Annotated in this window: 12 protein-coding genes; all 12 read right to left on the reverse strand. The window is 76.0% G+C overall.

The window, feature by feature from the left end:
• Positions 1–53: 53 nt before the first annotated feature.
• A complete protein-coding gene (locus tag ACZ4UX_RS02640; protein ID WP_465705114.1) occupies positions 54–782 on the reverse strand; it encodes a hypothetical protein in 729 nt (242 codons plus the stop codon).
• 99 nt (positions 783–881) lie between these two features.
• Positions 882–2,117 carry an ABC transporter permease gene (locus ACZ4UX_RS02645; RefSeq protein ID WP_465705116.1) on the reverse strand — a complete coding sequence of 412 codons (1,236 nt, stop codon included), beginning with the start codon at positions 2,115–2,117 and terminating at the stop codon, positions 882–884.
• Positions 2,114–2,809 (reverse strand): ABC transporter ATP-binding protein, encoded by a 696-nt coding sequence (locus ACZ4UX_RS02650; protein ID WP_465705118.1) that lies wholly within the window; start codon positions 2,807–2,809, stop codon positions 2,114–2,116. Before ACZ4UX_RS02650 ends, ACZ4UX_RS02645 begins: the two co-directional genes overlap by 4 nt.
• Positions 2,806–4,380, reverse strand: a complete 1,575-nt coding sequence (locus tag ACZ4UX_RS02655) for a peptidoglycan-binding protein (RefSeq protein WP_465705120.1) — start codon at positions 4,378–4,380, stop codon at positions 2,806–2,808. The genes ACZ4UX_RS02650 and ACZ4UX_RS02655 overlap by 4 nt, the downstream gene beginning before the upstream one ends.
• A gap of 323 nt (positions 4,381–4,703) precedes the next feature.
• Positions 4,704–5,489, reverse strand: a complete 786-nt coding sequence (locus tag ACZ4UX_RS02660) for a type III pantothenate kinase (RefSeq protein WP_352286146.1) — start codon at positions 5,487–5,489, stop codon at positions 4,704–4,706.
• A 35-nt stretch (positions 5,490–5,524) separates the two neighbouring features.
• Positions 5,525–6,487, reverse strand: coding sequence for a carboxylating nicotinate-nucleotide diphosphorylase (gene nadC, locus ACZ4UX_RS02665; protein WP_329488339.1), 963 nt, complete (start codon positions 6,485–6,487; stop codon positions 5,525–5,527).
• 4 nt (positions 6,488–6,491) lie between these two features.
• A complete protein-coding gene (locus ACZ4UX_RS02670) occupies positions 6,492–8,165 on the reverse strand; it encodes an L-aspartate oxidase (RefSeq protein ID WP_465705122.1) in 1,674 nt (557 codons plus the stop codon).
• Between the two features lie 17 nt (positions 8,166–8,182).
• On the reverse strand, positions 8,183–8,632 hold the full coding sequence (gene panD / locus ACZ4UX_RS02675; protein ID WP_329488337.1) for an aspartate 1-decarboxylase: 450 nt from the start codon (positions 8,630–8,632) through the stop codon (positions 8,183–8,185).
• A 116-nt stretch (positions 8,633–8,748) separates the two neighbouring features.
• Positions 8,749–9,657, reverse strand: a complete 909-nt coding sequence (panC, locus tag ACZ4UX_RS02680; RefSeq protein ID WP_465705124.1) for a pantoate--beta-alanine ligase — start codon at positions 9,655–9,657, stop codon at positions 8,749–8,751.
• The gene (locus tag ACZ4UX_RS02685; RefSeq protein ID WP_465705126.1) at positions 9,657–10,601 is read right to left on the reverse strand and encodes a Rossmann-like and DUF2520 domain-containing protein; all 945 of its coding nucleotides are present in this window, start codon (positions 10,599–10,601) and stop codon (positions 9,657–9,659) included. Before ACZ4UX_RS02685 ends, panC begins: the two co-directional genes overlap by 1 nt.
• 193 nt (positions 10,602–10,794) lie before the next feature.
• Positions 10,795–11,484 (reverse strand): response regulator transcription factor, encoded by a 690-nt coding sequence (locus ACZ4UX_RS02690; RefSeq protein ID WP_329488334.1) that lies wholly within the window; start codon positions 11,482–11,484, stop codon positions 10,795–10,797.
• A 31-nt stretch (positions 11,485–11,515) separates the two neighbouring features.
• Positions 11,516–12,742 carry a sensor histidine kinase gene (locus tag ACZ4UX_RS02695; RefSeq protein ID WP_352286154.1) on the reverse strand — a complete coding sequence of 409 codons (1,227 nt, stop codon included), beginning with the start codon at positions 12,740–12,742 and terminating at the stop codon, positions 11,516–11,518.
• Positions 12,743–12,835 lie beyond the last annotated feature (93 nt).

Below are 12,835 nucleotides of genomic sequence, written 5' to 3' on the forward strand. Positions count from 1 at the left end.
CACGCCGGAGGGGGAGACCGCCGGTGCGGTCTCCCCCTCCAGGGGCGGGGCGGTCAGCCGGTGCCGGTGGCCAGCTCCAGCTCCTCGTCGGGAGTGGCGGGCGGGGCGGGCCGGGCCGGCGGCCGGGGGCGACGGCCGAAGAGCTCGGCGGGGGTCGGCATCCGGTGCGGACGGGGCTGGGGGGCGTCGGGCTGCTCTGCGCCGGGCTCGGTGCTGCTCATCGGGATCCGTCCTCCAACAGGGGTGGGGAGACTGCTCGGGGGTGCGGCGGGGCTCGGTACGGCGACGAGGTGGCGCTGGCCGGTGGTGAGGGCGAGCCGCTCGCGGACGGCCGCCTCGGCCAGTGCGTGGCAGCGCCCGGCCAGCCGCGAGCGGCGGGTCCGCTCGGTCTGGCCGCACGGCTGACGGCTCAGCCCGCGCAGCGCGGTGAGGTCCTCGGGCGCGGGGAGGTAGCCGTCGGCCACCGCCTCCTCCAGGCGTTCCAGGTAGCCGGCGGCGCTGCCGGGCAGCGCCGCCCGGTAGCGGCCGAGGTCGGCGAGCAGGAAGGCGCGCAGCCGGCCGCCCTCCTGGACGGCTTCGTCGATCGCCTCGGTCAGGCGCAGGGCGTCCTGGACGTCCTCCGCCCACAGCTCGGCGCCCGCGCCGGCGAACGGCAGCCGGTCGGAGACCTGGAAGTGGACGGGGACGGCGGGGTGCAGGGCTTGGGCGAGGGCGCGGCGCAGCACGCGGACTTCGTCGGCGCTGAAGGCCATGCCGCCGCGCGATCCGTGTGGCGTAGGCATGGGCTGACACTACGTGAGGAATATCCGATTTGTCGGTAACGTCGCGCCGATCCCCCACGTTTGGCCCGGTGAATGTCCGGTGGACGAACGACCGCCCGTTCAGCGCCGCAGGGCCTCGGCGGGCTGGATCCGGGCCGCGCGCCAGGCCGGGTAGGCACCGGCCAGCAGCCCGGTGGCCAGCCCGGCGACCGGGGCGGCGGCCACCGTCGCCGGGGACACCACCGGGGTCCAGTCCCGGGCCAGCGCCACGCCGAGCACCGTCAGCACCCCCAGCGAGCTGCCGACCAGGCCGCCCAGCAGCCCCAGCGAGCCGGACTCGCAGAGGAACTGGCCGGTGATGTGCCGGCCGCGGGCGCCCAGCGCGCGGCGCAGCCCGATCTCACCGGTCCGCTCCAGCACCGCGACCAGGGTGGTGTTGGCGATCCCGACGGCCCCGATCACCAGGCAGATCCCGGCGAGCAGCAGGAAGAGCCGGTCGAGGTCGGAGGTGACGCCCGAGCGCAGGGTGCGCGGGTCCGGGGGCGGCACGGCGGTGAAGTTCTCCGGGTGGGCCGGGTCCAGCGCCAGCGCGGCCTCGTCGGCGATCTGCCGGGCGGCGCCGATCCTGGTGGCGACGAGCATCTTCGCGCGGTCCCCGGTGGGGCCGCCCCAGAGCCGGGTGGCGGCCCCGCGCGGGACGACCACCGAGAGCAGCAGGTCGGGCCGGCGCCGGACGTCGTCGACGATGCCGATGACGGTGAACGGCCGGCCGGCCAGGAACACCGCGGGCTGGGTGTCGAGCGTGCCGATCCCGAGCCGGGCGGCCAGGGCGGAGCCGAGCACCGCCACCTGCCGCCCGGTGGTGTCGTGCCAGGCGTCGAAGGTCCGGCCCTGGGCCAGGTGCGGCCCGGCCGCCGTGAGGAGGCCGGCCGAGGCCGCGACCACGGTCGCCTGCTCGCCGCCGGAGGGCCGGCCCACCGGCGCGGCCCGGACCGACCCGGCGGGCAGCTGGACCGGCCAGTAGACGCCGGCCGCCTCGACCCCGTTCAGCCGCTGGATCCGGGCGTCGGCGTCGGCGGGGAAGGAGAGCGGGGTGAGGTCCGGTCGCGGGCCGCCGGTGTCCTCGACGCTCACCTCGGTCGCGGTGAGCACGCTGAAACGGGAGTCGATCCGGGCCGAGGCGGTGGCCGTCAGCCCGAGCACGGCGACGAAGGCGCCGACCCCGAGGACGGTGCCGAGCGCGGTCAGCGCCGAGCGGGCGGGCCGCTGGAGCACGCCGGCGAGGGCCTCGGCGAGCAGGTCCCGCGGAAGCAGCCGGGTGGGCTCGACGGGGCGGGGGCGGCCGTGCCGCCTCATCCGGCGCCCACCTCCCGCAGCACCCCGTCGCGGATCGCCACCGTCCGCCGGCCGCGGGCGGCCACCTGCGGGTCGTGGGTGATCAGCAGGAGGGTCAGGCCCTGCGCGTGCAGGTCGTCCAGCAGGGCCAGGACGGACCGGGCGGTGGCGGTGTCCAGGTTGCCGGTCGGCTCGTCGCAGAGCAGCAGCGCCGGCCGGCCGACCAGCGCGCGGGCGATCGCGACCCGCTGGCGCTCGCCGCCGGAGAGCCGGGACGGCAGGGCGTCCGCCCGGTGGCCGAGGCCCACCCGGACCAGCGCCTCGAGGGCCCGCTCGCGCCGCTCGGCCGCCGCCCGGCGGCCCCGGGCGGCGGTGTACAGCAGGGCGAGCGCGACGTTCTCCGCCGCGCTGCGGTGCGGGAGCAGGTGGAAGGACTGGAAGACGAAGCCGATCCGGCGCCCGCGCAGGGCGGTGCGGTCGCCGTCGGCGAGCGGGCCGGTGTCGACGCCGTCCAGCAGGTACCGGCCGGTGGTGGGGGCGTCCAGCAGGCCGGCGATGTTGAGGAAGGTGGACTTGCCGGAGCCGGACGGGCCGGTCACCGTGACGTAGTCGCCCGGGTCGACGGCCAGGTCGCAGGGGGCCAGGGCGGTGACCGGCGGCGGTCCGGGGTAGGTCAGGCCGACCCGGCGGAACTCGACCAGCGGGGCGCTCACCGGGCGCCCGCCCGGACCCCGACGATCACCTGGTCGCCGGGCCCGAGCGCGCCCCCGGCCAGCGGGCGGACCTCGGTGCTGCCGCCGCCGACCATGCCCGGGGTCACCTCGACCCGTCGGCGCTCTCCGCCCTCGTACACCGTCACCACCGTCCGGCCGTCCGCCGTCGCGGAGACGGCGGAGAGCGGGACGACCAGCACCGGGCCGGCCGAGGAGGCCGCCCGGACGGTGAGGCGGACGTCCTGGCCGGCCAGCCTCGGGTCGAGCGGGGCGTCCGGTTCGACCACCAGCGGGTAGCCGGTCCGGTCCGTGCCGGGCTGCCGGGCGCCGCCGCCGGGCGCGGTGCCGGTGCCGCTGCCGGACGGGGGTCCCTCGCCGGGGGTGTCGGCCACCGCGGTCACCGTCGCGGTCGCGGTGGTGCCGGTCACCTCGGAGAGGATCTCCACCTGCTGGCCCGGGCGGACCAGGCCCTTGTCGGGGGCGGTCAGGCTGCCCTTCACGACCAGCGCCCCGGCCGAGACGGTCAGCACGGTGCCGGTGACCTCGCCGCCGACCCGGCCGGCGACGCCGTCCACCCGGGCCGGGAAGCCGGTGAGGAAGAGCAGTTCGGCGGCAGGGATCATCGGGCCGACGGCGGCCCGGACGTCGGCGGCCTTCTTCCGGAGCCCGGTGAGGTCCTCGCCGGCCCGGGTCACCTGTTTGCGGGCCGTCTCGACGGCGGTGCGGGCCGCGTCCACCGGGCTCTCGCCGACCGGGGCGCCGGCCGGTTCGCCGGCTGAGGCGCCGGGCGTCGGCGCGGCGGACCGGGCCCGCTCGGCGGCCAGCGCGTCGTCGAGCCGCTTCTGCGCGGCCTTCAACGCGTCTCTGCCGTCCGCCAGGGCCCGCTCGCCGCCCGTCACCGCGTCCTGGGCGGCCGACACCTGGGCGTCGCCGTCCGGCGAGGCCGGCCGCGGGTCGTAGCCGCGGGCGGCGTAGAAGGCCGTCACCGCCGCCCCGGTGGCCGCGCCGTAGCGCCCCGCGGGGTCGCCGTCCGAGCCGAACCCGAGCTCCTTCAGGGCCTGTTGGAGCTGCTCGACGTCCTGCCCGGTGGCGCCCGGCCGGAGGTCCCGGTACACCGGGAGGCCGCCGCGGAGGGCGAACACCGGCCGCCCCGAGACCTCCAGCACCGACTGCCCGGCCGCGACCTGGTCGCCGGACCGCACCGGGAGCTTGGTGACCACCGGCTTGGCGCCGGCCGGACCGCCGCTCCCGGCCGGGGCCACCTCGACCGTCTGGCCGGCGCCGACCTGGCCGCGGAGCACCACCGAGTCGGTCAGCACGCGCTGCTCCACGGCGGCCGTCAGGACGTCGGGCGGCGGGGGCCCGCTCTCGGCGGCGGCCTGCGCGGGCGACCTGATCACCAGTGAGGCGGCCAGCCCGGCCCCCGAGACGGCCGCGGCGACCAGCGTGACGGCCAGCAGCAGCCGCCCGCGGCGGCGCAGCACCGACCCGCCGGGGCCCGGCGGCGGCGCCCCGGGGCCGGTGGCCGGGCCGTCGTCCTGAGCGGCCCCGGACCCTTCGACGATCGACACGCCCCACCCTCGATCCGGCTTCCGGGCCGCCCGACCGAGTGGCCCCGTACGGTTCGCCCGCCCCGTACGTGACGGGGCGGCAGTGCCTCGGCCTGGGCGGGCGGGCTCGTCGGGCGGGCCGGACGCGCGCCCGCACCCCCCGGTGCCCGCCGGTCCCCCCGGCCGCGGGACGGGCGTGCTGCCCCGTCCCGGGGCGTGAAACTAACACAGCGCGGGGGCCCGCCGGCCGGGTTCGCCCGCAACGGCGGGGCGGCTGCGGGGAACTGCGGGGGAATGTCCCGTTCGGGCCGTGCGGCGCGGGGCGGGTGCGGCGAACTCCCGGCTCAGCTGGGCCGGTTGCGCTCGTACACCAGGCGCAGGCCGATCAGCGTCAGCCAGGGCTCGTGGACGTCGATGGTGCCGGCCTCGCCGAGCACCAGCGGGGCCAGTCCGCCGGTGGCGATGACCTGGACGTCGTCCGGGTCCTTGGCGAGCTCCTTGGCCATCCGGTCGACCAGGCCGTCGACCTGGCCGGCGAAGCCGTAGAGGATGCCGGACTGCATGCCCTCGACGGTGTTCTTGCCGATCACGTTGCGCGGGCGGGCCAGCTCGATCTTGCGCAGCTGGGCGCCGCGCGCGCCGAGCGCCTCGACCGAGATCTCGATGCCGGGGGCGATCGCGCCGCCCACGTAGTCGCCGCGGGCGTTGATCGCGTCGAAGGTGGTGGCGGTACCGAAGTCGACCACGATGCACGGGCCCCCGTACAGGTGGTTGGCGGCCAGCGCGTTGACGATCCGGTCGGCGCCGACCTCCTTGGGGTGGTCCATCAGGACGTGCACGCCCGTCTTCACCCCCGGCTCCACGATCACCGCGGGGACGTCGCCGTAGTAACGGCGGGTCACCTCGCGGAACTCGTGGAGCACGGAGGGGACGGACGAGCAGATCGCCAGGCCCTCCACCGCGGCCTCGTTGACCGCGGTGTGCGAGCCCATCAGGCCCTGCAGGAGCACCGCCAGCTCGTCGGCCGTGCGGCGCGGATCGGTAGAGATCCGCCAGTGCTCGACCACGTCCTCGCCGTCGAACAGGCCGAGCGTGGTCTGGGTGTTGCCGACGTCGATGGTGAGCAGCATGGGGTGCCTTCTGCGTGAGGGGTGATCAGAGGTGATCAGGCGCGCAGGTCCAGGCCGATGTCCAGGATCGGCGAGGAGTGCGTGAGCGCGCCCACGGCCAGGTAGTCGACCCCAGTCTGGGCGACCTCGCGCGCGCTGGCCAGGGTCAGTCCGCCGGACGCCTCCAGCCGGGCGCGCCCGGCCACCAGCTCGACGGCCTCCTTCAGCTGCGGCACGGTGAAGTTGTCCAGCAGGACGAGGTCGGCCCCGGCCTCCAGCACCGGCGGGATCTGCTCCAGGGTGTCCACCTCGACCTCCACCGCCAGGTCGGGGTAGGCGGCCCGGACGGCCCGGAACGCCTCGGCGACGCCGCCGGCCGCGACCACGTGGTTGTCCTTGACCAGGGCGGCGTCGGAGAGCGCCATCCGGTGGTTGGCGCCGCCGCCGCAGCGGACCGCGTACTTCTGCAGCGCCCGCAGGCCCGGGGTGGTCTTGCGGGTGTCGCGGACCACCGCGCCGGTGCCCTCCAGGGCGTCCGCCCAGGCACGGGTGGCGGTGGCGATGCCGGAGAGGTGGCAGAGCAGGTTGAGCGCGCTGCGCTCGGCGGTCAGCAGGTCGCGGGTGCGGCTGCGGACGGAGAGCAGCACCTGGCCGGCCTCCACCCGGTCGCCGTCCTCGACGTGCCGCTCGACCTCGAACTCCTCCTCGCAGACCAGCGAGACGACCGCCTCGGCGATCCGCAGGCCCGCGACCACGCCGGCCTCGCGGGCGGTGAAGTCGGCGGTGGCGACGGCGTCGGCGGGCACCGTGGCGACCGAGGTGACGTCCTCGCCGCCGGCCAGGTCCTCGGCCAGCGCCAGGGTGGCGATGTCCTCGACCTCGATCGGGTCGAGACCGGCCTCCTCCAGCAGCTCGGCGAGCCGCGGGTCCAGGCCGGTCTCGTAGCCCTCGCCGTCCCCGCACGCGCAGCCGTCGCCGCAACCGCCGGCCATCGGGAGTTCCTCGTGGGAGTGGGTCATGGTTCTACTGCTCCTCAGGGGTGCTGACAAGGTCGCCGGAGGCGGTGAGGGTGGTGATCAGGTGGCGCTGCCAGTGGGCGTCGTCCCGCTCGGGGAAGTCCTCGCGCCAGTGGCAGCCGCGGGTCTCGGCGCGCCGGGCGGCGGCCGTCACCAGGGCGGTGCCGACCAGCAGCAGGTTGGCGGCCTCCCAGGTCTCCACCCGGGGGTCGGCCGGCTTCTCCTCGGCGACGTGCGCCAGGGCCTGCTCGGCGATCAGGGCGAGTCCGGCGGCCGTGCCGGCCATCGAGGAGGCCGAGCGCAGGACGCCCGTGCCGCGCGACATCAGCCGCTGGATCTCGGCCCGCGCCTCGGGGGCGGGCAGCGGCACCGGGCGGGCGGCCCGCGCGGCGGCGACGTCCACCGAGCGCTCGGGCAGTTCGTCCGCGCGGTGCCGGGCGGTCAGGTCGGCTGCGATCCGCTCGGCGAAGACCAGGCCCTCCAGCAGGGAGTTGGAGGCCAGCCGGTTGGCGCCGTGCACCCCGGTGCAGGCCACCTCGCCGCAGGCGTACAGCCCGGGGACGGTGGTGCGGCCGGTCGGGTCGGTGCGGATGCCGCCGGAGGCGTAGTGCGCGGCCGGGGCGATCGGGATCGGCTCGGTGACCGGGTCGATGCCGTGCGCGCGGCAGGAGGCGAGGATGGTCGGGAACCGCTCCTCCCACATCGCGGCGCCGAAGTGCCGCCCGTCCAGGTACATGTGGTCGGTGCCCAGGAGCTGCATCCGCTGGGTGATGGCCTTGGCGACGATGTCGCGCGGGGCCAGTTCGGCCAGCTCGTGCTGCCCGAGCATGAAGCGGGTGCCGTCCCCGTCGACCAGGTGCGCGCCCTCGCCGCGGACCGCCTCGGAGACCAGCGGCTGCTGGCCCTCGGCGTCCGGGCCGAGCCAGAGCACGGTCGGGTGGAACTGCACGAACTCGAGGTCGGTGACCTCGGCGCCGGCCCGCAGCGCGAGCGCCACGCCGTCGCCGGTGGAGACCGCGGGGTTGGTGGTGGCGGAGTAGACCTGGCCCATGCCGCCGGTGGCGAGGACCACCGCGCGGGCCCGGATGGCGCCGACGCCGTCGCGCTGGCCCTCGCCCATCACGTGCAGGGTGAGGCCGGCGGCGTGGCCGTCGGCGTCGGTGAGCAGGTCGAGGACGAGGGCGTGCTCGATCAGCTCCAGGCCCGGGTCGGACCGGACGGCGGTGACCAGGGCGCGCGATATCTCGGCGCCGGTGGCGTCCCCGCCGGCGTGCGCGATCCGGCGGCGGTGGTGGCCGCCCTCGCGGGTGAGCTGGATCTCGCCGTCGTCGCCGCGGTCGAAGGCGGCGCCGGTGGCGATCAGGTGGCGGACGGCCTCCGGGCCCTCGGTGACGAGGGTGCGGACGGCCTCCTCGTCGCAGAGCCCGACACCGGCCACCAGGGTGTCGGCCAGGTGCTGCTCGGGGGTGTCGCCCTCGCCCAGGGCGGCGGCGATGCCGCCCTGGGCCCAGCGGGTCGACCCGTCGTCGAGCATCGCCTTGGTGACCACCATGGCCCGCAGGCCGGCCTTGCGGACGTTGAGGGCGACGGTGAGTCCGGCCACGCCGGAGCCGACCACGACGATGTCGGTGGTGGCCGTCCAGCCGGGGGCGGGGGCGGTGAGGCGGTGCGTGACGGGCATGGCGTTCAGTGGCTCCTTCAGCGCGCGGCGGTCGGGGCCGCGCCGTTGCCGTCACGGTACGCCGCGTCGCCGCGGAGCAGCCCGGTGCCCTCCCCGGCCTCGGCGGGGTCGCCGCCCATGCCGGTGATCCGGTTGTCGGCGTCCACGAAGACCACCTTCGGCAGGTAGCCCTTGGCCTCGGCAGTGTCCATCTGCCCGTAGGCGATGAGTATGACGAGGTCGCCGGGGTGGACCAGGCGGGCGGCGGCGCCGTTGATGCCGATCACGCCGGAGCCGCGCGGGCCGGCGATGGTGTAGGTCTCCAGCCGGGCGCCGTTGTTGATGTCGACGATGTGGACCAGCTCGCCGGGGAGCAGGTCGGCGGCGTCGAGCAGGTCCTCGTCCACCGTGACGGAGCCGACGTAGTGCAGGTCGGCCTGGGTCACGGTGGCCCGGTGGATCTTGGACTTGAGCATGGTGCGGAGCATGGGGTCACGCCTCCAGTGAGTGCATGCCTGAGGGAATGTGCTGCCGGACGGTCCTGCGGGTGGTGCGACTGCGGGTGGAGCGACTGCGGGGGGCCCGCGGGTGGTGCGTCGCCGCGTCAGCGGCAGATGATGCGGACGTTGTCGATCAGGCGGGTGGAGCCCACCTTCGCGGCGACGGCCAGCACCGCCTCGCCCCGGAAGTCGTCCGCCGCTTCGGTGAAGTCGTGCGGGTCGATCAGGGCGAGGTAGTCCAGGGTGACGCCTTCGGCGGCGTCGAGGGCGGCCGTGGCGGCCTCGCGCACGGCCTGCGGACCCTGCGCGGCCACGTCGCGGCCGGCGAACAGGGCCCGGGACAGCACGAGCGCGTGCTCGCGGTCCTCGGCGGACAGGAAGCGGTTGCGGGACGAGAGCGCCAGCCCGTCCTCCTCGCGGACGGTCGGCACGCCGACGATCTCGACGTCGAAGTCCAGGTCGGCGACCATCCGCTGGACGAGCGCCAGCTGCTGGGCGTCCTTCTCGCCGAAGAAGGCGAAGTCCGGGTCGGTGATGTGCAGCAGCTTGGCCACCACGGTCAGCACCCCGTCGAAGTGCCCGGGCCGGGTGGTGCCCTCGAAGCGCTCGCCCATCGGGCCGGCCGCCAGGCGCACCTGCGGCTCGCCGTTCGGGTAGACCTCCTCGACGGACGGCGCGAAGACGACGTCGGCGCCGTTCTCCTCGGCCAGCCGGACGTCCGCCTCCAGGTCGCGCGGGTAGCGTTCGAGGTCCTCGCCGGCGCCGAACTGCAGCGGGTTGACGAAGACGGTCACGGCGACCCGGCCGTCCCGGCCGACCTGCTTGCGGGCGGCCCGGATCAGCGCGCCGTGGCCCTCGTGCAGCGCGCCCATCGTCATCACGACCGCGTTGTCCACCGGCTGCTCGTCCGGCCAGAAGGCCGCCTCGAAGTCGGTGACGCTCCGGGTGACGACGGCCCGGTGGACCTTGGGTGCCCGCTGGGCCTTGCCGGCCTGCTTGCCGCGTGCTGCCATCAGTTCTCCTCGTTCAGTACGTCCAGCAGCGCCGCCGCCGACGCTTCGTCGATCGTCCCGTGGGCGAGCGCCCGCTGGGCGGTGGCGCGGGCCATCGCCCGGTAGGCGGCCGGGATGTCCGGGGACACCGTACTGAGCTGCGCCAGGTGGCGCCGAACGGTGCCCGCGTCGCCCCGCGCGACCGGGCCGGTGAGGGCCGCGTCGCCGGAGCGCAGGCTGTTGTCCAGGGCGGCGCCCAGCAGCGGGCCGAGCAGTCGGCCGGGCTCGGCGACCCCGGCCGTGCGCAGCAGCTCCAGCGCCTGGGAGACCAGGGTGACCAGGTGGTTCGCGCCGTGCGCGAGGGCCGTGTGGTAGAGCGGGCGGACGCCCTCCGGCACCCACTCGGGCTCGCCGCCCATCTCGACCACCAGGGCCTCGGCCACCGGGCGCAGCTCCTCGGGGGCGGTCACCCCGAACGGGCAGCCGGCCAGCCGGGCGAGGTCGACCGTGGTGCCGGTAAAGGTCATCGCGGGGTGCAGTGCCAGCGGCAGCGCCCCGGCCCGGGTGGCGGGCTCGAGGACGGCGACGCCGTGCGCGCCCGAGGTGTGCACCACCAGCTGGCCGGGGCGGACCGAGCCGGTCGCGACGAGGCCGGCCACCAGGTCGGCCAGCGCGTCGTCGGGGACGGTGAGCAGCACCAGGTCGGCGGCGGCGAGCACCTGCGGCGGGGTGACGATCCGCACGCCCGGCAGCAGCTGTTCGGCGCGGCGGCGGGAGGCGGCGGACACCCCGGAGGCGGCGACCACCCGGTGCCCGGCGAGCTGCAGGGCGGCGCCCAGCGCGGGGCCGACCCGGCCGGTGCCGACCACCCCGACGGCGAGCCGGGCCGGTCGGTTGCCGGGGTCGGCCGGGTCGCCGAAACCGTCGTCGAGCGGGCCGGCGCCGACGCTGTCGGAGGCGCTCACGCGGCCACCTCCGGGTCGTTCCCGGGCCGGGGGGCACCCCGGCGCTCGGCGGGGGCAATCGCCATGGCGCACCTCTCGACGGTGAGCCCGGTTCGCTCGCTCACAGCTCGGCCCTGGTCCTCACTCTTACCGTTCCGGTCCTCTGCGGGTACCGGACGCACCGGCCCATTCTACGGCCGGGGCGGACGGCGGATTAATCCGCGGCGCCGGCCCGGATCAGGCCCGCCTCGTAGGCGAGGACGACGGCCTGGACCCGGTCGCGCAGGCCGAGCTTGGCCAGGATCCGGCCGACGTGGGTCTTCACGGTGGCCTCGGACAGGACCAGCCGGGCGGCGATCTCACCGTTCGAGAGGCCCTGGGCGACCAGCAGGAACACCTCGCGCTCGCGCTCGGTGAGCGGGCCCAGGGTGTCCGGTCCCGGCGTGCTCGCCGCGGTGGGCAGCACCTCGGCGAAGCGGTCGATCATGCGGCGGGTGGTGGTCGGCGCGACCACCGCGTCGCCGCCGTGCACCGCGCGGATCGCGGCCACCAGCTCGGTCGGCGGCACGTCCTTGAGCAGGAACCCGCTGGCCCCGGCCTTGAGCGCGGCGAAGGCGTACTCGTCCAGGTCGAAGGTGGTGAGGATGAGCACGTGCGGCGCGTTCGGCAGCGGGCTGCCGTCCTCGGCGAGGCAGATCCGGCGGGTGGTCTGCACCCCGTCCAGGCGGGGCATCCGGACGTCCATCAGGATCACGTCCACCTGCGTGTGCCGCAGCCGCTCCAGGGCCTGCGCGCCGTCGCCGGCCTCGGCGACGATCTCGATGTCGCCCTGGGACTGCAGGATCATCCGGAAGCCGGTGCGCAGCAGCTCCTGGTCGTCGACGAGCATCACGCGGATGGTCAAGGTGGCTCCTAGTTCGTGGGCGGCAACGGGGTCAGTGTGCTGCCTTGAGGGGCAGGACGGCGCGGATCCGGAAGCCGCCGCCGGGGCGCGGCCCGACGTCGAGGCTGCCACTGACCATGCCGACCCGCTCGCGCATGCCGATCAGGCCGTGCCCCTGGCCGTCCGTCCCGCCGGCGGCGAGCTGCTCGTCGGTCGAGCCGCGGCCGTCGTCCTCGATCAGGACGGCCAGCTCGCGCTCGCCGAAGTCGACCGCGACCCGGGCGTGCACATCGGGGCCGCCGTGCTTGCGGACGTTGGTCAGTGCTTCCTGGACGATCCGGTAGACGGTCAGCTCGACGCCGCGCGGCAGTTCGCGCGGGTCGCCGGAGGTGGCGAAGTCCACCTGGAGGCCGGCCGTGCGGACCTGGTCCAGCAGCTCGGGCAGCTCCTCGACGCCGGGCTGCGGCACGTACTCCTCGGCGGTGTCCGCGGTGCGCAGCACGCCCAGCAGCCGGCGCATCTCGACGAGCGCCTGGCGCCCGGTGGAGGCGATCGTGCCCAGCGCCTCCTTGGCCTGCTGGGGCGAGTTGTCCAGCACGTAGGCGGCGCCGTCGGCCTGGACGATCATGACGGAGACGTTGTGCGCGACCACGTCGTGCAGCTCGCGGGCGATCCGGGCGCGCTCGGCGGCGACCGCCACCTTGGCCTGGGCGTCGCGCTCGCGCTCCAGCCGGGCGGCGCGGTCCTCCAGCTCGACCAGGTAGGCGCGGCGCACCCGGGTGAGCCGGCCCCAGGCCCAGCAGAGGATGAACGGGCTGCTCATCGCCGCGGTGAGCAGCAGGAACTCGCCCAGGCTGTACGAGCGCTGCTGGGCGTCGCCGTTCGGGTCGATCACGGTCTTGCTGAGGTGGAGCTGCCAGTACGTCAGCGGTCCGGCCGCCAGCCCGGCGGCCAGGGCCAGCCGGGAGATCCAGGCGGAGCCGAAGGCGGCGCCGGTGTAGGCGAAGACCAGGTACCCGATGCTGGAGCCGGCGGGCAGGATGCCCAGCGTGATCTGACCGATCCCCAGCGCGGTGGCGGCGGCCACGGTGGCGTCGGGGTAGCGGCGCCGGAAGACCATCAGCAGCGGGATGAGCAGGGCGATGACGAACTGGGCGGGGGCCCGCCAGGCGCTGTTGTCGCCGCCGTCCGGCAGGAGCCCCAGGAACAGCACGATCGCCGCCCAGGCGGAGTCGACCACCATGGGGTGACGGCGGAGCCAGGCGTTGAGTCGTTGCACGTCTCAAGCGTAGGCAGTCGCGGAGCGTGGTCAGGTCCGCCGGGAGGGCGATCCGTCCTACTCCCTAGGTCGGAGAAGCCCGGACTCCGGTTG

The organism is Kitasatospora sp. NPDC028961 (assembly GCF_055564815.1).